The sequence below is a fragment of the Halomonas aestuarii genome (assembly GCF_001886615.1).
Lineage (GTDB): Bacteria > Pseudomonadota > Gammaproteobacteria > Pseudomonadales > Halomonadaceae > Halomonas > Halomonas aestuarii.
This window is the reverse complement of record NZ_CP018139.1, coordinates 1,054,377-1,073,550: the sequence shown is the minus strand read 5'-3', so window position 1 is coordinate 1,073,550 and position 19,174 is coordinate 1,054,377. Positions and strand designations below refer to the sequence as shown.

Here is a 19,174-nt window from a genome sequence, read left to right as displayed (position 1 = left end):
GCACCATGGCATTCAATCTCAAGAACCGGCACTTCCTGACGCTGCGTGAGTTCACCCCGCAGGAGATCGACTTCCTGCTGAAGCTTTCCGCTGACCTCAAGGCCGCCAAGTACGCCGGCACCGAGGTGCCGACGCTCAACGGCAAGGACATCGCGCTGATCTTCGAGAAGGACTCCACCCGCACCCGGGTCGGCTTCGAGGTGGCGGCCTACGACCAGGGCGCCCGCGTCACCTACCTCGGCCCCACCGGCAACCACCTCGGCCACAAGGAGTCGGTGAAGGACACCGCCCGGGTCCTGGGCCGGGTCTACGATGCCATCGAGTACCGAGGCTTCGGGCAGGCCATCGTGGAGGAGCTGGCCGCCCATGCCGGAGTGCCGGTCTACAACGGCCTGACCAACGAGTTCCACCCCACCCAGATCCTCGCGGACCTGCTGACCATGCAGGAGCACGTGGAGAAGCCGCTGCGCGAGGTGTCCTTCGTGTTCGTCGGCGATGCCGCCAACAACATGGGGGACAGCCTGCTGATCGGCGGGGCCAAGATGGGCATGGACGTGCGGCTGTGCGCCCCCCGGGCCTGCTGGACATCCCCGGCCGTCCAGGAGGAGGCCAGGGCGCTCGCGGCAGAGACCGGGGCCAGGATCATGATCACCGACGACATCGACGAGGCCGTGGCCGGGGTCGATGTCGTCTACACCGATGTCTGGGTCTCCATGGGCGAGCCCAAGGAGAAGTGGGCCGAGCGCATCAAGCTGCTGATGCCCTACCAGGTGAACGCCGACCTGATGGCCAGGACCGGCAATCCCCGGGTACGCTTCATGCACTGCCTGCCGGCGTTTCACAACACCGAGACCACGGTGGGCAAGGAGATGCAGGACACCTTCGGGATCGATTCCATGGAGGTGACCGAGGAGGTGTTCGAGAGCCCCGCCTCCATCGTCTTCGACCAGGCCGAGAACCGGCTGCACACCATCAAGGCGGTGCTCGTCGCGACCCTGGGAGGCTGACATGCTGGTGGTGGCGGCACTGGGCGGCAACGCCCTCCTCAAGCGCGGCGAGCCCCTGACGGCCGCGGCACAACGCGGTAACGTGCAGGTGGCGGTCCGTGCGCTGGCCGAGATCGTGCGGGCCGGGCACCAGCTGGTGATCACCCACGGCAACGGCCCCCAGGTGGGCCTGCTGGCGCTTCAGGGCGCGGCCTATCGGCCGGACGAGGCCTACCCGCTGGACGTGCTGGGCGCCGAGACCGAGGGCATGATCGGCTACATGATCGAACAGGAACTGGAAAACGCGCTCGACCACGATCGCCCGGTGGCCACCCTGCTGACCCAGGTGGTGGTGGATCCCGAGGACCCGGCCTTCGGCCATCCCACCAAGTTCGTCGGGCCGGTCTACGAGCGCGACGAGGCCGAGCGTCGCGCGTCGGCGGCCGGCTGGCACATCGCCCGGGACGGCGACAAGTGGCGCCGGGTCGTGCCCTCGCCGACGCCGCTGGAGATCCCGGACCTGCGGGTACTGCAGCTGCTGCTCGCCCAGGGGGTGGTGGTGGTCTGCACCGGGGGCGGCGGGATCCCGGTCCTGCGCCGGGAGGATGGCAGCATGATCGGCGTGGAGGCGGTGATCGACAAGGATGCCGCCAGCGCGCTGCTGGCGCGCCAGCTGGGCGCCGACGCCCTGCTGCTGCTGACCGATGTGGAGGCGGTGTACCGGGATTACGGCACGGATACCGCGACCCCGGTTCATGCCCTGACGGTGGCCGAGGCCCGGGAGATGGCCCTGCCGGCCGGTTCCATGGGGCCCAAGCTGGTGGCCGCCTGCGACTTTGCGGAGAATGGGGGCATCAGCGGCATCGGCCGGCTGGTCGATGCCCTTGCCATACTGGAGGGAACGGCAGGCACGCGGGTGTCGGCCGACGCATAGGATGCGCTGATGACGCAGCATGAAGCACAGATCCCACCCGAGGACGACACCGGTTCCATTGTCGCCATTCGCGGTGGCGTCGTGGATGTCAGGTTTGCCGGGCTGGTCCCCGGCATCCGCGAACTGCTCTACGCCGGGAAGATCGGCCTGGAGGTGGCCGGCCTGGCGGACAATGGGGTGGTGCGCTGCATGGCGCTGGGACCGGTCAGGGGGCTGGGGCTCGGCATGCCGGTGCGGGCCACCGGCGCGCCGATCATGGTGCCCGTCGGCGACGCCGTCCTGGGGCGCATGCTCAACGTGTTCGGCGTGCCGATCGACCGCAAGGCCGCCCCGGTGAGCGCGGACCGGCGGTCCATCCATCAGCCATCGCCGCGGCTCGAGGATCGGGTCGTGCGCAGCAGGATACTCGAGACCGGCATCAAGGCCATCGACCTGCTGTCGCCCCTCGAGCGGGGCGGCAAGACCGGCCTGTTCGGTGGCGCCGGGGTGGGCAAGACGGTGCTGATCACCGAGCTGATCAACAACACGGTTCAGCAGCACAAGGGCGTGAGCCTCTTCTGCGGCATCGGTGAGCGCTCCCGCGAGGCGGAAGAGCTCTACCGCGAGATGGGCGAGGCCGGCGTGCGTGACAACACCGTGATGCTGTTCGGCCAGATGAACGAGGTGCCCGGGGTGCGATTCCTGGTCGGCAAGACCGCGCTGACCATGGCGGAGTATTTCCGCGACGAGCAGCAGCGGGACGTGCTGCTGCTGATCGACAACATCTTCCGCTTCGTGCAGGCCGGCTCCGAGGTCTCCGGGCTGATGGGCCGCATGCCCTCGCGGGTGGGCTACCAGCCGACGCTGGCCACTGAACTGGCGGAGCTGGAGGAGCGCATCACCTCCACCCGCCAGGCCGCCATCACCTCGGTCCAGGCCGTCTACGTGCCGGCCGACGACTTCACCGACCCCGCGGCCGCCCATATCTTCTCCCACCTGTCGGGCTCGGTCGTGCTGTCGCGCAAGCGGGCCAGCGAAGGCCTGTACCCGGCCATCGATCCCCTGGCCTCCTCCTCGGTCATGCTCACGCCGTCGGTGGTGGGACAGCGTCATTACGACATCGCCCGGGCGGTGCGCCGCACCCTGGCCGAGTACGAGGAGCTTCGGGACATCATCGCCATGCTGGGCATCGAGGAGCTCTCGGCCGCCGACCGGGCCACCGTCGCCCGTGCCCGCCGTCTGGAGCGCTTCCTGACCCAGCCTTTCTTCACCACCGGCTCCTTCACCGGGACCGAGGGCAAGCGCGTGTCCATCGACGATACCCTCGAGGGGTGCGACACCATCCTGAACCAGACCCGTTTCGAGCATGACGAGGGCGATTACTACATGATCGGGGCCCTCTCCGACCTGGAGGTGGAGGCATGAGCCTGGCGGACGAGATGCAGGTGACCCTGCGGCTGCCGACCCGGACCCTGTTCGAGGGCGCGGCGACCCGGCTGTTTGCGGAGGCGGAAAACGGGGCCTTCGGGATGCTGCCGAACCATATCGACTTCGTCACCGCGCTGGTGCCCTCCGTGCTGATCCTGACCCTGGCGGACGGCGAGGAACAGATCTTCGGCATCGACGAGGGGATCCTGGTGAAGAAGGGGCATGACGTGGACATTGCCATCCGGCGGGGCGTCCAGGGCACTGACCTGGCCTCGCTGAGGGAGACCGTGCAGGAGAGCTTCATCGAGATGGATGAAGACGAGCGGGTGGCCCGCTCCGCCCTGACCCGTCTGGAGGCGGGCATCGTGCGGCGGTTTGCCGACCTTCAGCGGCCCAAGACGCCATGACCCCGAAGCGGAAGTCTCCGGTGGAGGACATCGGCCGTCGCGCCCGACGCCGGGAGAAGGCGCGGGACGACCCCGGCGCGAGCCCGCTGCGGGGGCTCGGGGTCTTCGGCATGATCGGGTGGTCGGTCGCGGTGCCCACCGTGGGCGGCGCCTTTCTCGGGCTATGGCTCGATCGCCACATGCCGCAGGCGTTCAATTGGACCATTGCATTGATCCTGGGGGGCGTGGCGCTGGGCAGCTTCATTGCCTGGGCCTGGGTCAGCAAGGAAGCCAACGACAACGGGAGCGAGCATGATGACGATTGACTGGCACGCCGTGATCACCGGCTTCGGCGCCGGGGTCGCCGTCAGCATCCTGTATTTCCTGGGCCTGGCCCTGAGCGTCCGGCTGGCGCTGCGACGGCCCCGGCCCGTGGCCGTCCTGCTGCCCAGCGCCGTGGTGCGGATCGGGGTGCTGCTGGCGGCCGGCTGGTGGGTGACCGACGGGGGCACCCTGGGCGGGGCCTTCATCGGCTATGCGCTCGCCTTCTTCCTGGTGCGCTTGATCGCCACCCTGATGGCCCGGACGCCCGGGGCGAAGGAGGCAGGATGCAACTGACACCCGACCAGACGACGGTCTTCACCCTCTGGGGCCTCGGGATCAACGAGACCGTGGTCAACACCTGGATCGTCATGGCCATGCTTACCGTCGCCTCGATGCTCGTGACCCGGAAACTTCGGCCGGACGTGCCGCCGAATCGCTGGCGAACGACCCTGGAGGTGATCGTCACCGGGATCCAGCGGCAGATCGAGGACATCTCGCCGCAGTCGTCGCGCCACATCCTCTACTTCTCGGGAACGCTGTTCCTGTTCATCGCGCTGTCCAACCTGCTGCTGGTCGTGCCGGGCTTCACGCCGCCGACGTCGTCGCTGTCGACCACGGCGGCCCTGGCCCTGTCGGTGCTGATCGCCGTGCCGCTGTTCGGCATCACCCGACAGGGCATCGGCGGCTACCTGAAGACCTACATCCAGCCCTCCATCGTCATGCTGCCCTTCAACATCATCAGCGAGTTCTCCCGGGGAATCTCGCTGGCCATCCGCCTCTACGGCAACGTGATGAGCGGGGCGGTCATCGCCGGCATACTGCTGGGCGTGGCGCCGTTCTTCTTTCCCGTGGTGATGGACGTGCTGGGCCTGCTGACCGGCCTGATCCAGGCCTACATCTTCGCCATCCTGGCGACCGTCTATATCTCGTCGGCCACGGCCACCGTGAAGAAGCCCAAGCCCGACCACGATCTCGACCGCGAACGTGACCATAAGGAGCAAGATCGATGACTGATGCAGCCCTGATTGCGGCCATCTCCATTCTCACCGCGGGACTGACGGTGTCGTTCGGCGCCCTTGGCCCGGCGCTGGGGGAGGGGCGGGCCGCGTCCGCCGCCCTGACCGCCATCGCCCAGCAACCCGATTCGGCCTCTACCCTGTCACGCACCCTGTTCGTGAGCCTGGCCATGATCGAGTCCACGGCGATCTACTGTTTCGTGGTGGCCATGATCGTGCTGTTTGCCAATCCGTTCATGGACACCTTCCTGCAAGCCACCCAACCGGCGGCGGGCTGAGCCATGTCGATTGACTGGGTTACGGTCCTCGCCCAGATCGCCAACTTCCTGGTGCTGGTCTGGCTGCTGAAGCGCTTCCTCTACAAGCCGATCCTGAATGGCATCGATTCCCGCGAGGCCGAGATTGCCGAACGGATGGGGGAGGCCAGGCGCGCCCAGGAGAAGGCCGCCGCCGCCGAGGCGGAGTTCATGGCACAGCAGCAGAAGCTGCAGGCCGACCGGGACGCCCTGGCGGAACGGGTTCGCGAGCAGGCGAAGCAGCAGCGGGATGCCTTGCTGGCCGAGGCCCACGAGGCCATGGAGCAGGAGCGCAAGGACACCCTGGCGCACCTGGCCCGCGAACGGGAACGCTTCACGTCGGAGCTCTACAAGGCGAGTGCCGAGACGCTCTACCAGCTGGCCGGCCGCGCCCTTCACGACCTGGCCGACGAGCGCCTGGAGGAGCGGATCGCGCTGCACGTGATCGGCAAGCTGGAGCCCCTGTCGGAGGAGCTGGCCTCGGCGGCCGAGCATGCCGAGGAAGCCGTGGCCACCACCCATGCCCCGCTGCCGGAGGGCGCCCGCCACGAGGTCGAGGCCGCCATGGAGGCCCGGGTGCCCGGCCTTCCCCTGCGCTTTGACACCGATGACAGCCAGTCCCCCGGCCTGGTCCTGCGCATCGGCAGCCTCCAGCTCGCCTGGACGGTCGACAGCTACACCGACGAGCTGGTCGAGCTGCTGGGAGAGCGCCTGGCCAGCGGCGAGTCGGGCAGGGTGAACGCCCATGGCGGATGAGTCGCATCGTCCCGACGTGCAGGACTTCATCGACGTCCTGCTGGACAGCCCCGCTCCCTCGCCGGTACTGGCCGAGGTGGGCACGGTCGCCACGGTGGGGGACGGGATCGCCGTGGTCGCCGGACTCGGGCGGGCCCTGTCCGATGAGCTGCTGGTCTTCGCCTCGGGGGTTCGCGGCGTGGTGCTGGACCTCGAGCCTGACCGGCTGGGGGTCGTGCTGCTGGGTCCCTCGGAGCGGGTGAGGGCCGGTGAGGATGTCTGGCGCACCCACAAGGTGATCAGCGTCCCGGTGGGGCCGGGCCTGGTCGGCCGGGTGGTCGACGCCACCGGCCAGCCCCGGGACGGCAAGGGCAGGGTGGCCGCCGTGGCCGAACGGCCGGTGGAGGTCCGGGCGCCGGACATCCTCAGCCGCGGGGCCGTCACGCGCCCGCTGGCGACGGGCCTCAAGGCGGTGGATGCCGCGGTGCCGGTCGGCCTGGGGCAGCGGGAGCTGATCATCGGCGACCGCCAGACCGGCAAGACCTCCATTGCCCTGGATACCATCCTCAACCAGGCCCGCTCGGAGGTCCTGAGCATCTATTGCGCCATCGGGCAGCGCGGGGACGCGGTGGCCCGGGTCATCGAGGCGCTCCGGGAGAGCGGGCAGCTGGCCAACACCATCGTGGTTGTTGCCGGCGACGAGGACGCGCCGGGCCTGGCCTATATCGCGCCCTATGCGGCGATGACCATGGCCGAATACTTCGCCGACCAGGCCCGGGACGTGCTGGTCGTCTTCGATGACCTCACCCACCACGCCCGCTCTTATCGGGAGCTCTCGCTGCTGCTGAGACGACCGCCGGGGCGCGAGGCGTTCCCCGGGGACATCTTCTACGTGCATGCCAGGCTGCTCGAGCGGGCGGGCCAGTTCACGGAGGAGGCCGGGGGCGGGTCCATCACCGCCCTGCCCGTGGTGGAGACCCAGGCGGAAAACCTGTCGGCCTATATCCCGACCAACCTCATCTCGATCACCGACGGCCAGATCTATCTGTCGCCGCGGCTGGTGCGCAAGAACCAGTTCCCGGCGGTGGACCTCGGGGTGTCGGTGTCGCGGGTGGGCGGCAAGGCCCAGCACCGCGCGTTCCGGGACGTCGCCGGCAACCTGCGCGTCACCCTGTCCCAGTTCGAGGAGCTGGAGGACTTTGCCCGTTTCGGCACCCGGCTGGATGACGCCACCCGGGCTCGCCTGAGCCGCGGCGCGGCGGTCCGGGCGGCCCTGCGCCAGCCCGAGCGGGACCCGGTACCGGCCGTGGAGCAGCTGCTGGTGCTGCTGGCGGCGATGGAGGGCATGTTCGACGGGCGTTCAGAGACCGAGGTGGTGGCCGCCATGGACACCATCCGGGCGTCGGTCGGGGACGCTCTGACGGGCGTCGCCACGCGCATCGCCCGCAACGAGCCCCTGGCCGAGGAGGACCGCGCCGCCATCCTCTCGTTGGCGCGCAAGGCGCTGGGGCAGGCCGACGATGGTCCCGGGACAGGGGGAGGACGGCCGTGACGCAGACGCTTGAAGCCCTCTCCCGCCGCGACGAGACGCTGACCAGCATCCGCGGGATCGTGCATACCATGAAGACGATCTCGGCCATCAATGCCGTGCCCTACGAGCGGGCCGCCCGTTCCATCGAGGCCTATCACCGGACGGTGCGCCGCGGACTCCAGGCCTTCGTCGCCCGAACCGGCCCCATCGCCATGCCGGCCGTGGAGCCGGCCGAGAGCATCGTGGTGGTGTTCGGCTCCGACCATGGCCTGTGCGGCAACTACAACGAGCTGCTCGCCGAGAAGGTGCAGTCGGAGCTGGGGCCGACCACGGCCGGACGCGCCGCCCTTCGGGTGCTGTGCGTCGGCGCCCAGATGAATGACGCCCTGGCCGGGCAGGGGCTCAGCCCCGAGAGCGTGCTGCTGCCCCCGGCCTCGGCGGATGGCATCGGGCGCCTGGCGGGCAGCATCGTCACCCGGCTGGACGAGATCGGCGGCGGCGAGCCTCACCATCGGAAGGTCACGCTGGCCTTCACCCAGCGCGCCGGCCGCGGGCAGCACGAGCCGGTGCTGATGCCGCTGCTGCCCCTGGGGCAGGCGTTCCTGTCGGAGCTCGCCGACCGGCCATGGCACTCCCGCTCCCTGCCCGACTACTCGATGCCCAGCGCCGAGCTGTTCGCCGCCCTGCTGCGCAGCCATATCTTCGCCAGCGTCTTCCGGGCCTCGGCGGAGGCCATGGTCACCGAGAATGCCGCGCGGCTCGCCCTGATGCAGCAGGCCGAACAGTCGGTGGACGACCGCCTGGACGAGGTGAAGGGCCAGCTGCGAACGGTGCGCCAGGACGACATCACCACCGAACTGCTGGACGTCATCATCGGCTTCGAGGCGTTGCGCAGCTCTTCTCGCAAGCCCCCCCCGCAACTCTCCTCACAAGACGTCCCGCCGGACCTGAAGGTCCGACCCCAGGGCAGGCGTTCAGGCGCCGCGGCGCTCAACGAGCGCAGGTGCGAAAGCCGGCCAGGACGTCGTGGCGGTCCGGGGTGAAGAAGTTGCGGTAGGTGGTGTGGGCCAGCCGCGAGCGGGTGGCCCAGGCGCCGCCGCGCAGCACGTAGCGCCCCTCCCGGAACCAGGGGGCCGAGTAGTCGCGGTAGAGCTCGGGCGTGAAGCCCGGGAAGGGGGCGAAGGGCGAGGCCGTCCATTCCCAGACGTTGCCGAGCATCTGGCGACAGCCGAAGGGGCTGTCGCCCTCGGGCAGCGCCGCCACGTCCAGCGGGCCGAGCCGCCAGCCGTCCAGGTTGGCCAGGCCACCATCCGGCGTTGCCTCGCCCCAGGGGAAGCGTCGCTTGCCGGGCGCGAGAGACTTCCCGCCGGCCGACGGCGCGCGGCTGGCGGCCACCTCCCATTCCGCCTCGCTCGGCAGGCGTCGCCCGGCCCAGCGGCACCAAGCCTCGGCCTCGTGCCAGCTGACGTGCACGACCGGCTGGTGGGGGGGCAGCGGCTGCCAGCGGTCGAAGTGGCGTACCTCCCAGCGGCTCCGGTCGTCACGGCGCCAGTAGGCCGGCGCCTGGCGCCCCTGTGCCTCGCGCCACCGCCACCCGGCCTCGCTCCACCATTCGCGCCGCGCATAGCCGTCGTCGTCGACAAAGGCGGCGAACTCGGCGTTGGTGACCGGTGCCCGGGCGATCGAGAAGGGAGCCACCTCGACCGCCATGGGCGGCTTCTCGTTGTCGAAGCGGAAGGGGAGGGTCGCGTCGGAGCCAAGCAGGTGGCGCCCGCCGGGGATGGCGACATCCCCGGGCAGGGCACCGGTCGAGGCCGCGTCGGGAGCCTGGCCCGGCGGTGGCGTGCCCAGGTCCGGGGCCGGGTCGCCCAGCGTCTGGCGGGTATAGAGGAAGGCCTCACCGTGCATGTCCTCGTGCAGGGTGGTGAGCTGGTACACATAGCTCTGGGCGGCGCTGGCCTCGCCCTCGGGCAGGCGCGTGAGCATCTCCTTCTGCACCCGGGACAGGTAGTCCAGCGTCTCGTCCCGGGTCGGCAGCGGTAGCGCCCAACGGTCGTCATGGGCGATGCTGCCGGAGTCGAACAGCCGCTCGGCCCCGGGGAGCTGGTAGTCGGGGAGGCCGTGGAGGCCACGCAGGGCGAAGTGGTCGTGGAAGAAGCCGAGGTGGCCGAGCTCCCACAGCGGCGGGTTGACGATCGCCAGCCGCGGGCCGAGCTCGCGGGCCTCCAGGATATCGCGCATCAGGGCCAGGCTTCTGGCACGGGCATCGACCAGCATGTCCGCCAGCTCGGCGGCGGCCCGGGGTAGCGTTGGCGGTGTGCTGAGTGCGGTGGAGCGCATGCCGACCTCGTTGAGGAGAAACCCTGTTGTTGACACTAGCCCTGATCACCCCGGCGGGTCGAGGGTCCCACGCCGGCAACCGTGCCACCGCGACTCGCTGGGCGGGGCTGCTGCGCGAGCTGGGCTGCCGCGTGCGGGTCATCGGCCCCGAGGCCGCCCCGGCGGGCTGCCGTTTCGACGGCAAGTCGCCCGACCTGGTCATGGCGCTGCATGCCTGGCGCAGCCATGGGGCCATCCTCGCCTGCCGCCAGGCCTTCCCGGGATGCCCCCTGGTCGTGGTGCTGACGGGCACCGACGTCTACCGCTTCCAGCACAGCCATCCCGCCGCCTTCCTGGAAAGCCTCGAGGCGGCGAATGCCCTGGTCGGCCTGCACGACGGACTGGACGAGGACCTGCCCTCGCGTTTCCTGCCGCGCCTGCACGTCGTCCACCAGTCGGCGCTGCCCCTGCCGCCCGGCGCCCCGCGGCCGAGCCGGCGGCAGCTCGATGTGCTGGTGGTGGGCCACCTGCGCGAGGAGAAGGATCCGCTGCGCGCGGCGCTCGCGGTGCGCGACCTGCCGGAGGACTCGCGGCTGCGGGTCGTCCAACTGGGTGGCGCCCACGACGAGACATGGGCCCAGGCGGCCCGCGAGGAGATGGCGGCCAATCCGCGCTATCGCTGGCTCGGCGACCTGCCGCGCTGGCGAGTGCGCCGGTGGATGGCCCGCGCCCGGCTGATGGTGATCAGCTCGCGCATGGAGGGCGGGGCCAACGTGGTCAGCGAGGCCTGCGTGGCGGGCCTGCCGGTGCTGGCCTCCGACATCCCCGGCAACCGCGGCCTGCTGGGCGCCGACTATGCAGGCTACTTCCCTGTCGCCGATACCGCGGCGCTGGGCGACCTGCTGCGCCGCGCCGAGGCGGAGCCCGCCTTCGTCGAGGGCCTGCGCCGCCAGGTGGCGGCCCGGGCGCCGTGGTTCACCCCCGAGGCCGAGCGCGAGGCGCTGGCCAGGGTGCTCACCGCCTGCGGGCTGCACGCCTGAGCGCTCTCCATGACGAGGGGGCCCGGTACAACGGCCTGACATCTGCCGTCATCCATTGAGCCGGATGGGCTCCAGTGCCTCGCCGGGAGCCTCGACGCGACCGATGATCGCGGCCTGCCCGTAGCCCAGGGCGTGCAGGGCCGCGAGGCAGGCCTCGGCGCGCTCGGCGGGCACGCCGGCGAGCAGCCCCCCGGCGGTCTGGGGGTCGAAGAGCAGCGGGTAGCGGGGGTGCTCGACCCAGGCCGGCTGGTCGCGGATGGCCCGGCGCAGGCGCACGTTGGCGGGCTGCAGGGAGCTCAGGATGCCGGCGGCGACCGTCTCCTCGGCGCCCTCGAGCAGCGGCAGGGCCGCCAGGTCGAGTTCGGCATCCACCCCCGAGGGGCGCGTCATCTCCACCAGGTGCCCCAGCAGGCCGAAGCCGGTGAGGTCGGTGCAGGCGGTGGCCCCGTGCTCGTGCAGGCAGGCCGCCCCCTCGCGGTTGGACTGGCACATGCTGTCCAGTGCCGCGTCGATCCACCGTCCGCGGGCGGCGAGCCTCGCATGGGCGGCGAACAGCGTGCCGGTGCCGATGGGCTTGGTGAGGATCAGCACCTGGCCGGGGCGCAGGCCGCCCTTGGTCATCAGGGCCGTGCCGGCCGGGCCGTCGTCTTCCGTTCGTTCCCCCATGCTGCCGCTGTCGATGAGGCCATTGACGGAGAATCCCAGGGCCAGCTCGCTGCCCTCGCCGGTGTGCCCGCCCACCAGGGCGCAGTCGGCGGCGTTGAGCACCTCCACCGCCCCGCTCATCATCTGGAAGACGGTGTCCTCGACCTTGGCCTCGAGCCCCTGGGGCACCGTGGCCACGGCGGTGGCGGTCTGCGCCTCGGCGCCCATGGCGAAGATGTCGCCCAGGGCGTGGTTGGCGGCCACCTTGCCGAACACGTAGGGGTCGTCGATGAAGGCACGGAAGAAGTCCACGGTGTGCACCATGTCCTTCCCGGGCGGAACCCGCACCACGGCGGCATCGTCCGGGGCATGCAGGCCGACCAGGACCTCCTCGCGCGCCACCGGCTCAAGAGTCGACAGCGCCCGGGAGAGGGTGGTGGCGCCCACCTTGGCTCCGCAGCCGCCGCAGCGCATGGCGAAGGCGGAGATCGCCTGGGCGCTCTCCTCATCGTCCAGTTTCACCCGGCTCGCGGCCGGGGCCTTCATGGCGCCCTCCGTCATGGGCGGGAGGGCGTTGAAGCGGGCCATGAAGCGCCGGTCGATCCAGTCCTTCCAGCGCCACACCCAGTCGCCGGCCAGGTACCACCAGCCCCGGGAGGCAACGGCATGGCGGTCGCCGGTGCTGATCAGCGCCAGCCAGTGGCGCTGCGGGTGATAGGGGGACAGCGGCCGGTCGGTCACGGCGGCGCGCAGGTTGTCGGCCAGCGGGCGACCCTGGCGCACGGCGAAGACCCCCGCCTTCTCGCGGGAATGGTGGAGCTGGTGGGCGATGTCGCCGGCGGCGAAGATCCGCGGGTCCGACAGCGACTGCAGGGTGTCGCCGACCTTGATGAAGCCGTCGTCATCCAGCTCGAGCCGGGTGTCCTTGAGCCACTCGGCCCCGCCGGCGTTCGTCACCCAGACGATCTCGTCGGCACCGTGCCAGCTGCCGTCGTCCGCCTGCAGCCGCCCCGCCTCGACGGCGACTACCTCGGTGCCGGTGTGCACCTCGACGCCACGGCGGCGAAGCGTGGCCTCGAAATGCGTGCGCACCCGGGGGTTGTGGGTCGGCAGGATCCGCTCGCCGCGGGTGAAGAGCGCGAAGGAGAGCTCGCCCGGGTCGCGCCCCCGGGCGGCCAGCTCGTGGCCCAGCCGGTACTGCATGGCCAGCAGCAGCTCGACCCCGCCAGCCCCGCCCCCGACCACCGCCACGCGGGTCCTGCCGGGATGCGCCTCGATGCGTTCGAGCAGCGTCAGCCAGCGGTCGTTGAAACGGTGGATCGGCTTGACCGGCACGGCATGGGCGTGGGCGCCGCGGACCGTGCCCACCCGGGGGGTCGAGCCGATGTTGATCGACATCCAGTCGTAGGGCACCGGGGGGCGCGAGCGGCAGAGCACCCGGCGGTCCTCGTGGTCGATGCCGATGGCCTCGTCGCGGAAGAAGCGTGCCCCGGCGTACTCCGCCAGCCGGCGCAGGTCGATATGCACGTCGTCGTAGCCGTAGTGCCCGGCGACGTAGCCCGGCAGCATGCCCGAATAGGGCGTGTGGGTGTCGCGGCAGATCAGGGTCAGCCTCACGCCCGGTTCGGGGCGCATGGCGAAGCGCTTCAGCACGCCGACATGGGTGTGGCCGCCGCCGACCAGCACGATATCGCGTAACACCGGCTGCTGCGGTTGCTGCATGATGGGGCTCGCTCTAGATTGGGGGCAGGGTCGCAACACGGGTGGAGGGGTCGCGACATCAATATTCGCGTCGTCGCCCAGTCTAGCCGGATTCCAGCGATGGAATCTCCCCGGTGCCCGGCATCCTGCCGGTGCCCGCTGTCCGCGAGGGTCCGCGATGTCCACTGCCGTGCACTTCCATGACCAGCATGTCGAGGGCGCGGGGAGCACCTTTCACGACGACGTGATCCGGGGGCTCGGCGCCTCGCCGAAGGCCCTCTCGCCCAAGTACTTCTACGACGAGCGGGGCTCGCGGCTCTTCGAGGCCATCTGCGAGCAGCCGGAGTACTACCTGACGCGCACCGAGGAGGGCATCCTGGCCGGCGCCGCCGCGGAGATCGCCGCGCTGGTGGGCCCGGGCGCGCTGATGGTCGAGCTCGGCAGCGGCGCCAGCCACAAGGTCCGGCTTCTGCTGGAGGCGATGCGCCCCAGCCGCTACCTCGGCATGGACATCTCCCGCGACTTCCTGCTGAAGAGCACCCGCCGCCTGGCCGCCGACTATCCCTGGCTCGAGGTGCACGCCGCCTGGGGCGACTTCTCCCGACGCCTGCACCTGCCACCCGGCGTCCAGGGGCGACGGGTGGTGGCCTTCTTCCCCGGCTCGAGCATCGGCAACTTCACCCCGGCCGAGGCCGAGGCCTTCCTCTCCCGGTTGCGCCGGGCCCTGCCGCCGGGCAGCGGGGTGCTGGTCGGCGTCGACCTGGTCAAGGAGCGAGGCCTGCTGGAGGCGGCCTACAACGACGCCGCCGGCATCACCGCGGCCTTCAACCTCAACCTGCTCGAGCGCATGCGCCGTGAGCTGGGCGTCGAGGTCGAGGTCGAGGCCTTCGGCCACCGCGCCTTCTTCAATGAGGCGGCGTCGCGCATCGAGATGCACCTGGTCAGCCGAAAGCGCCAGGCCATCTCCCTCGGTGGGCGTCGCTTCGCCTTCGAGGCGGGCGAGACGCTGCACACCGAGAACTCCTGCAAGTATGGCGTCGCGGCCTTCCAGGCGCTGGCCACCCGGGCCGGGTACCGGTCCAGCGCCGTCTGGCTCGATGACCAGGCGCTGTTCAGCGTGCACTACCTGTCGGGCGATTAGGACCGGCGGCCGGACGCGAGGAGCACCACAAAAAAACGCCCCGCCGGTAAGGCGGGGCGTTCGCTGTTCGGTGCCGGGGTGGTCTCCCGGGAGACGGTCGATCAGGGCGGCGTCGGTGTGCCGCTCGGGTCGATGGTGCGGTAGACGAGATGCAGCTCGTCGATCGAGAGATGTTCCAGCTTCCCCGAGAGGAGGTCGCTGATCTTCTGCATCGGCAGACCGGCGCGGCGAGCGATCTCGCGGCTGCCCAGGTCTGACACGGCGATCAGCCGTGTGATGATACGCATGAGGCGTGTACGTTTTTCCAGGTCCCTGACATCGAGGTCAGGGCAGCTTCGCGGAGGGTCGATCAGTTCCGCGTGGGCGGTGTGACGTGCCGTGCTCATGATGCTCCAGTTGGCAGTTGCGACACGCACAGCATGAAGCCTTTTTTCGGGTTTCGCCAGTGCCCTTTCGGGGATTTTTCGGGGAAAAAATGCCGCCGCCGGAGGGGCACGGCGCGATAGCGATCGTGCAGGATATCGAACGCCCTCGAGGGCCGGTCCGAGGCTCGCCATCCACTGGCCCGCGTGTCCGCCGGATGCTGGCATGCGCATTCGGCATGGGTTTACTGTCGAGCCGCGCGGTCCTCATGGCGGGCGTTCCGGCGCCGATCTCGACAAATGTCTACGTCGCGGGTGTTCGATATCTCTTGAACGTTTGTCGTGTGTTCTCTATTTTTGTCTACGTTTTATAAAATTAATCGCTATTTACAAGAACAGACGAAGAGGTGGACATGAACAACGAGACGCACCTGTCGCGAGTGCTGGCCAGGAAGGATGTCCTGGCCCTGGCCTTCGGTGCCATGATCGGCTGGGGCTGGATCGTGCTGACCGGCAACTGGATCCAGTCGGCGGGCAGCCTGGGAGCCATCACGGCCTTCCTGATCGGCGGCCTGATCATCGTGCTGGTGGGCCTGACCTATGCCGAGCTGGCCTCGGCGATGCCCCAGGTCGGCGGCGAGCACGTCTACAGCTATCGGGCGATGGGCCACTTCGCCTCCTTCCTGTGCACCTGGGCCATCACCCTGGGGTATGTGAGCGTGGTGGCCTTCGAGGCGGTGGCGCTGCCCACCGTGGTGGAGCACCTCTTCCCGAACTATGCCGTGGGCCAGATGTGGAACATCGCCGGCTGGGACGTGAAGGCCACCTGGGTGGCCGTCGGCGTGGCCGGGTCGGTGCTGATGATGTGGATCAACTACATCGGCGTGCGCACCGCCGCCCTGGTGCAGAAGGTGGTGACGCTGCTGATCCTGGCGGTCGGCATCCTGTTCATCACCGGGGCCCTGTTCGAGGGCAGCACGGCCACCATGGAGCCGCTGTTCGCGGTCGATGAGGGTGTCATCGGCGGCATCATGATGGTGATCATCATGGTGCCCTTCATGTTCGTCGGTTTCGACGTGATCCCCCAGGCCGCCGAGGAGATCAACCTGCCGTTCAAGGAGATCGGCCGCGTGCTGATGATCTCGGTGATCCTCGCGGTGTTCTGGTACTCCTTCATCATCCTCGGCACCGCCCTGATGCTCGATCCGGCGGCGCTTGAGCAGAGCTCGCTGGCGGTGCCCGACGCCATGCAGGCCGCCTTCCAGGCCCCCTGGGCCGGCAACCTGATGATCCTGGCCGGTATCGCCGGCATCATCACCAGCTGGAACGCCTTCTACATCGGCGGCTCCCGGGCGATCTACGCCCTGGCGCACTCCGGCATGCTGCCGGCCTTCCTCGCCAGGCTGCACCCGAAGCACCGCACCCCGACCAATGCCATCCTGGTGATGGGGGCCCTCTCCTCCATCGCGCCGCTCTTCGGGCGCCAGGCGCTGGTCTGGCTGGTGGTGGCCGGTGGCCTGGGCATCGTCATCGCCTACCTGTTCGTGGCGCTCTCCTTCGTGGCACTGCGTCGCAACGAGCCGGAGATGGAACGACCCTTCCGGGTCCGTCGTGGCAAGACCGTCGGCGCTCTGGCAGTGATCCTCTCCGTGGCGCTGATCGGCATGTACCTGCCGGGCAGCCCCTCGGCGCTCTCGCTCATCGAGTGGTGCATCTTCGCCGGCTGGATGCTGCTGGGCCTGGCGCTCTACGCCTGGTCACGGGCCCGCTATGGCGTCGCCTACAGCGATACCATGATGAACCGCGAGCTGGCAGGCGCGGACCCCTACCCGGGCCGCTGAGGGCATCGATCCGCCCCGCCGTCCCGGCCCTGCCGGGGTGGCGGGGCAACAGCGCGCCCGCGTCGTGAAGAGGACAGCCACAGGCTGTCCTTTATTTTTGACAAAAACTAAAAATGTAGATATTTTCTAGTTGTGTCTATCAAAGCGATGGAGATCCCTGACATGACCGCACTGACCCGGCTTCCCGAGACCGCCATGCCCCTGCCCGCCGATATCCGCGGCTTCACCCTGGCGCCTTCCGCCCAGTCGCCGCGACTGCTGCAGCTGACCGTCAGCCGCGCCGTGGTCGAGGCCTTCCTCGAGGCCGTCGCCGACTGGCCGGTGCAGGCGCTGGAGTACAAGTCCATGCTGCGCTTCCGGGTGGCGAAGATCCTCGACGACCTGTGCGAGAACACCCTGCAGCCGGTGCTGGTCAACACCCTGGTGGACCGCGCCACCGGCGGCTTCCAGGTCGTGCCCGAAGGCCTCGACCGGGTGGAGCAGGCCGACGAGATGGTCAAGTTCGCCACCGCCGTGGCGCACCTGATGGGGCGCTCCAACTTCGATGCCATGAGCGGCCAGTACTATGCGCGCTTCGTGGTGAAGAACGTCGACGAGTCGGACAGCTACCTGCGTCAGCCGCACCGGGTGATGGAGCTTCACAACGACGGCACCTTCGTCGAGCAGGACACCGACTACGTGCTGATGATGAAGATCGACGAGCAGCACATGGAGGGCGGCAACTCCCTGCTGCTGCACCTGGACGACTGGGAGGGGCTCGAGCGCTTCTACCATCATCCGCTGGCCCGTCGGGAGATGCGCTGGACCGCGCCGCCCAGCAAGAACGTCGCCCGTGACGTCTACCATGCGGTCTTCGATGTGGATGCCAGCGGCCTGCCGATCATGTCCTACATCGACCAGTTCGTGCAGCCCAAGGACTTCGAGGAGGGCAACTGGCTGACCGACCTCTCCGAGTCGCTCGAGAACAGCCCGGCGATCCTCTCCGTGCCGAACCCGGTGGGCAGCTTCCTGCTGATCAACAACCACTTCTGGCTGCACGGCCGGGACCGCTTCACGCCGCACCCGGACCTGCGCCGTGAGCTGATGCGCCAGCGCGGCTACTTCACCCACGCCAAGACCCTGCGCCAGCGGTGAGGAGCGGTCCGAGGCGAAACGCCCCGGCCGACGGGTTACCCTGACGAGGCCACGCCCGACCGCGGCGTGGCCATCGCATTGGAAGGACGAGGACGGCATGTACGATTTCATCATCATCGGCGGCGGCATCCTGGGCATGTCCACCGCCATGCAGCTCAAGCAGGCCTGGCCCGACCGCCGGATGCTGGTGGTGGAGAAGGAGCGCGAGGCGGCGCGTCACCAGACCGGCCACAACAGCGGCGTCATCCACGCCGGGGTCTACTACACCCCGGGCAGCCTCAAGGCGCGCTTCTGTCTGGAGGGCAACCGGGCCACCAAGGCCTTCTGCGAGTCTCACGGCATCGCCTACGACACCTGCGGCAAGCTGCTGGTGGCCACCAACGAGCTGGAGAGGCAGCGCATGGAGGCGCTGTGGGAGCGCACCGCGGCCAATGGCCTGGAGCGCGAGTGGCTCTCCGGCGAGGCGCTCGCCGAGCGCGAGCCGAACATCACCGGCGTCGCCGGCATCTTCGTGCCCTCCAGCGGCATCGTCGACTATGCCGAGGTCGCCCGGGCCATGGCCGCCGACTTCGAGCGGATGGGTGGCGAGATCCGCTACGAGGCAGAGGTCACGGGCCTGGAGGAGCGCTCCCGGGAGGTCGTGGTGAGCACCACCCGGGGCGAGGTCACCGGCCGCTACCTGGTCTCCTGCTCCGGCCTCATGGCCGACCGGGTAGTGCGCATGCTCGGTCGCGACCCCGGCTTCAGCATCTGCCCCTTCCGCGGCGAGTACTACCTGCTGCCCGAACAGCACAACCGCATCGTGAACCACCTGATCTATCCCATCCCGGACCCGTCCATGCCGTTCCTCGGCGTGCACCTGACGCGCATGATCGACGGCACCGTGACCGTGGGGCCCAATGCCGTGCTGGCGCTGAAGCGCGAGGGCTATCGCCGGCGCGATGTCTCGCTGCCCGACATGCTGCGGATGTTCAGCGACCCGGGCATCCTCCGGGTGCTGGGCCGGAACCTGCGGCCGGGGCTTGCCGAGATGAAGAACTCGCTGCACCGCAAGGGCTACCTGGAACTGGTGCGCAAGTACTGCCCGAGCCTGACCCTGGATGACCTGCGCCCCTATCCGGCCGGGGTGCGGGCCCAGGCGGTGACCCGCGACGGCAAGCTGGTGGACGACTTCCTTTTCGTCAACACGCGCCGCACCGTGAACGTGGGCAATGCGCCGTCGCCGGCGGCCACCTCGGCGATCCCCATCGGCGCGCACATCGTCGACAAGGTGAAGGAGCTCGTCGACGACTAGGCTGGGGGAGGGGATGGCCGGTCGAGTTGCCGAAAATTCCCAGGAACGTAGAAATAGTGGCATGGTGACTCACGCTTGCACC

The 19,174-nt window shown here is 69.4% G+C and carries 19 protein-coding genes; 16 read left to right on the top strand and 3 right to left on the bottom strand.

All coding sequences use genetic code 11. From position 1 onward, the window contains the following. Positions 1 to 5 precede the first annotated feature (5 nt). The 11 genes from argF to BOX17_RS04790 are packed head-to-tail and all read left to right on the top strand — an operon-like array spanning position 6 to position 8,658. Positions 6 to 1,007, top strand: a complete 1,002-nt coding sequence (gene argF, locus BOX17_RS04840) for an ornithine carbamoyltransferase (protein WP_071942319.1) — start codon at positions 6 to 8, stop codon at positions 1,005 to 1,007. A 1-nt stretch (position 1,008) separates the two neighbouring features. Beyond that, positions 1,009 to 1,920: a carbamate kinase gene (gene arcC / locus BOX17_RS04835; RefSeq protein WP_071942318.1), complete on the top strand. Its 912-nt coding sequence runs from the start codon at positions 1,009 to 1,011 to the stop codon at positions 1,918 to 1,920. 9 nt (positions 1,921 to 1,929) lie between these two features. After that, positions 1,930 to 3,324, top strand: coding sequence for a F0F1 ATP synthase subunit beta (atpD, locus tag BOX17_RS04830; protein ID WP_071942317.1), 1,395 nt, complete (start codon positions 1,930 to 1,932; stop codon positions 3,322 to 3,324). Further along, positions 3,321 to 3,734 (top strand): F0F1 ATP synthase subunit epsilon, encoded by a 414-nt coding sequence (locus BOX17_RS04825; RefSeq protein ID WP_071942316.1) that lies wholly within the window; start codon positions 3,321 to 3,323, stop codon positions 3,732 to 3,734. Before atpD ends, BOX17_RS04825 begins: the two co-directional genes overlap by 4 nt. Beyond that, positions 3,731 to 4,039 carry an AtpZ/AtpI family protein gene (locus tag BOX17_RS04820; protein WP_071942315.1) on the top strand — a complete coding sequence of 103 codons (309 nt, stop codon included), beginning with the start codon at positions 3,731 to 3,733 and terminating at the stop codon, positions 4,037 to 4,039. The genes BOX17_RS04825 and BOX17_RS04820 overlap by 4 nt, the downstream gene beginning before the upstream one ends. Next, positions 4,026 to 4,331, top strand: a complete 306-nt coding sequence (locus BOX17_RS04815) for an ATP synthase subunit I (RefSeq protein WP_083582073.1) — start codon at positions 4,026 to 4,028, stop codon at positions 4,329 to 4,331. Before BOX17_RS04820 ends, BOX17_RS04815 begins: the two co-directional genes overlap by 14 nt. Further along, positions 4,322 to 5,047 carry a F0F1 ATP synthase subunit A gene (locus tag BOX17_RS04810; protein WP_071942313.1) on the top strand — a complete coding sequence of 242 codons (726 nt, stop codon included), beginning with the start codon at positions 4,322 to 4,324 and terminating at the stop codon, positions 5,045 to 5,047. Before BOX17_RS04815 ends, BOX17_RS04810 begins: the two co-directional genes overlap by 10 nt. Next, a complete protein-coding gene (locus BOX17_RS04805; RefSeq protein ID WP_071942312.1) occupies positions 5,044 to 5,331 on the top strand; it encodes a F0F1 ATP synthase subunit C in 288 nt (95 codons plus the stop codon). The genes BOX17_RS04810 and BOX17_RS04805 overlap by 4 nt, the downstream gene beginning before the upstream one ends. Before the next feature lie 3 nt (positions 5,332 to 5,334). Beyond that, positions 5,335 to 6,105 carry a F0F1 ATP synthase subunit B family protein gene (locus BOX17_RS04800; protein ID WP_071942311.1) on the top strand — a complete coding sequence of 257 codons (771 nt, stop codon included), beginning with the start codon at positions 5,335 to 5,337 and terminating at the stop codon, positions 6,103 to 6,105. Continuing rightward, a complete protein-coding gene (locus BOX17_RS04795; protein ID WP_071942310.1) occupies positions 6,095 to 7,636 on the top strand; it encodes a F0F1 ATP synthase subunit alpha in 1,542 nt (513 codons plus the stop codon). Before BOX17_RS04800 ends, BOX17_RS04795 begins: the two co-directional genes overlap by 11 nt. Continuing rightward, positions 7,633 to 8,658: a F0F1 ATP synthase subunit gamma gene (locus tag BOX17_RS04790; RefSeq protein ID WP_071942309.1), complete on the top strand. Its 1,026-nt coding sequence runs from the start codon at positions 7,633 to 7,635 to the stop codon at positions 8,656 to 8,658. The genes BOX17_RS04795 and BOX17_RS04790 overlap by 4 nt, the downstream gene beginning before the upstream one ends. Here BOX17_RS04790 and senA read toward each other — a convergent pair. Further along, on the bottom strand, positions 8,606 to 9,955 hold the full coding sequence (gene senA, locus BOX17_RS04785) for a selenoneine synthase SenA (protein WP_071942308.1): 1,350 nt from the start codon (positions 9,953 to 9,955) through the stop codon (positions 8,606 to 8,608). The genes BOX17_RS04790 and senA overlap by 53 nt on opposite strands. Before the next feature lie 26 nt (positions 9,956 to 9,981). On the opposite strand from senA, the gene senB reads away from it, so the two are divergent. Next, complete coding sequence (gene senB / locus BOX17_RS04780; protein WP_208858094.1) at positions 9,982 to 10,974, top strand: selenoneine biosynthesis selenosugar synthase SenB; 993 nt, start codon at positions 9,982 to 9,984, stop codon at positions 10,972 to 10,974. Positions 10,975 to 11,022: 48 nt separating this feature from the next. Here the strand turns inward: senB and selD are convergent, their stop codons facing one another. Beyond that, entirely contained in the window at positions 11,023 to 13,341 is a 2,319-nt protein-coding gene (gene selD, locus BOX17_RS04775) for a selenide, water dikinase SelD (RefSeq protein ID WP_071942306.1), read from the bottom strand. A gap of 157 nt (positions 13,342 to 13,498) precedes the next feature. On the opposite strand from selD, the gene egtD reads away from it, so the two are divergent. Further along, positions 13,499 to 14,461: an L-histidine N(alpha)-methyltransferase gene (egtD, locus tag BOX17_RS04770; RefSeq protein WP_071942305.1), complete on the top strand. Its 963-nt coding sequence runs from the start codon at positions 13,499 to 13,501 to the stop codon at positions 14,459 to 14,461. 101 nt (positions 14,462 to 14,562) lie between these two features. On the opposite strand, the gene BOX17_RS04765 is transcribed toward egtD, so the two are convergent. Next, entirely contained in the window at positions 14,563 to 14,847 is a 285-nt protein-coding gene (locus BOX17_RS04765; RefSeq protein WP_071942304.1) for an XRE family transcriptional regulator, read from the bottom strand. Between the two features lie 389 nt (positions 14,848 to 15,236). On the opposite strand from BOX17_RS04765, the gene BOX17_RS04760 reads away from it, so the two are divergent. The 3 genes from BOX17_RS04760 to lhgO all read left to right on the top strand — a co-directional run bounded on the left by BOX17_RS04760 (position 15,237) and on the right by lhgO (position 19,092). Further along, complete coding sequence (locus BOX17_RS04760; RefSeq protein WP_071942303.1) at positions 15,237 to 16,664, top strand: APC family permease; 1,428 nt, start codon at positions 15,237 to 15,239, stop codon at positions 16,662 to 16,664. A gap of 162 nt (positions 16,665 to 16,826) precedes the next feature. Further along, positions 16,827 to 17,798 carry a glutarate dioxygenase GlaH gene (glaH, locus tag BOX17_RS04755; protein ID WP_071942302.1) on the top strand — a complete coding sequence of 324 codons (972 nt, stop codon included), beginning with the start codon at positions 16,827 to 16,829 and terminating at the stop codon, positions 17,796 to 17,798. A 97-nt stretch (positions 17,799 to 17,895) separates the two neighbouring features. Continuing rightward, complete coding sequence (lhgO, locus tag BOX17_RS04750; RefSeq protein WP_071942301.1) at positions 17,896 to 19,092, top strand: L-2-hydroxyglutarate oxidase; 1,197 nt, start codon at positions 17,896 to 17,898, stop codon at positions 19,090 to 19,092. The last annotated feature ends 82 nt before the right edge of the window (positions 19,093 to 19,174 follow it).

What these genes read in the sequence shown, in the direction of transcription:
- BOX17_RS04800 (WP_071942311.1), top strand. Translation starts at nt 5,335, where the DNA reads ATGTCGATTGACTGGGTTACGGTCCTCGCCCAGATCGCCAACTTCCTG.
- BOX17_RS04820 (WP_071942315.1), top strand. Translation starts at nt 3,731, where the DNA reads ATGACCCCGAAGCGGAAGTCTCCGGTGGAGGACATCGGCCGTCGCGCC.
- BOX17_RS04825 (WP_071942316.1), top strand. Translation starts at nt 3,321, where the DNA reads ATGAGCCTGGCGGACGAGATGCAGGTGACCCTGCGGCTGCCGACCCGG.
- arcC (WP_071942318.1), top strand. Translation starts at nt 1,009, where the DNA reads ATGCTGGTGGTGGCGGCACTGGGCGGCAACGCCCTCCTCAAGCGCGGC.
- atpD (WP_071942317.1), top strand. Translation starts at nt 1,930, where the DNA reads ATGACGCAGCATGAAGCACAGATCCCACCCGAGGACGACACCGGTTCC.
- lhgO (WP_071942301.1), top strand. Translation starts at nt 17,896, where the DNA reads ATGTACGATTTCATCATCATCGGCGGCGGCATCCTGGGCATGTCCACC.
- BOX17_RS04810 (WP_071942313.1), top strand. Translation starts at nt 4,322, where the DNA reads ATGCAACTGACACCCGACCAGACGACGGTCTTCACCCTCTGGGGCCTC.
- BOX17_RS04760 (WP_071942303.1), top strand. Translation starts at nt 15,237, where the DNA reads ATGAACAACGAGACGCACCTGTCGCGAGTGCTGGCCAGGAAGGATGTC.
- senA (WP_071942308.1), bottom strand. Translation starts at nt 9,955, where the DNA reads ATGCGCTCCACCGCACTCAGCACACCGCCAACGCTACCCCGGGCCGCC.
- BOX17_RS04815 (WP_083582073.1), top strand. Translation starts at nt 4,026, where the DNA reads ATGATGACGATTGACTGGCACGCCGTGATCACCGGCTTCGGCGCCGGG.
- argF (WP_071942319.1), top strand. Translation starts at nt 6, where the DNA reads ATGGCATTCAATCTCAAGAACCGGCACTTCCTGACGCTGCGTGAGTTC.
- glaH (WP_071942302.1), top strand. Translation starts at nt 16,827, where the DNA reads ATGACCGCACTGACCCGGCTTCCCGAGACCGCCATGCCCCTGCCCGCC.
- BOX17_RS04805 (WP_071942312.1), top strand. Translation starts at nt 5,044, where the DNA reads ATGACTGATGCAGCCCTGATTGCGGCCATCTCCATTCTCACCGCGGGA.
- selD (WP_071942306.1), bottom strand. Translation starts at nt 13,341, where the DNA reads ATGCAGCAACCGCAGCAGCCGGTGTTACGCGATATCGTGCTGGTCGGC.
- egtD (WP_071942305.1), top strand. Translation starts at nt 13,499, where the DNA reads ATGTCCACTGCCGTGCACTTCCATGACCAGCATGTCGAGGGCGCGGGG.
- BOX17_RS04765 (WP_071942304.1), bottom strand. Translation starts at nt 14,847, where the DNA reads ATGAGCACGGCACGTCACACCGCCCACGCGGAACTGATCGACCCTCCG.
- BOX17_RS04795 (WP_071942310.1), top strand. Translation starts at nt 6,095, where the DNA reads ATGGCGGATGAGTCGCATCGTCCCGACGTGCAGGACTTCATCGACGTC.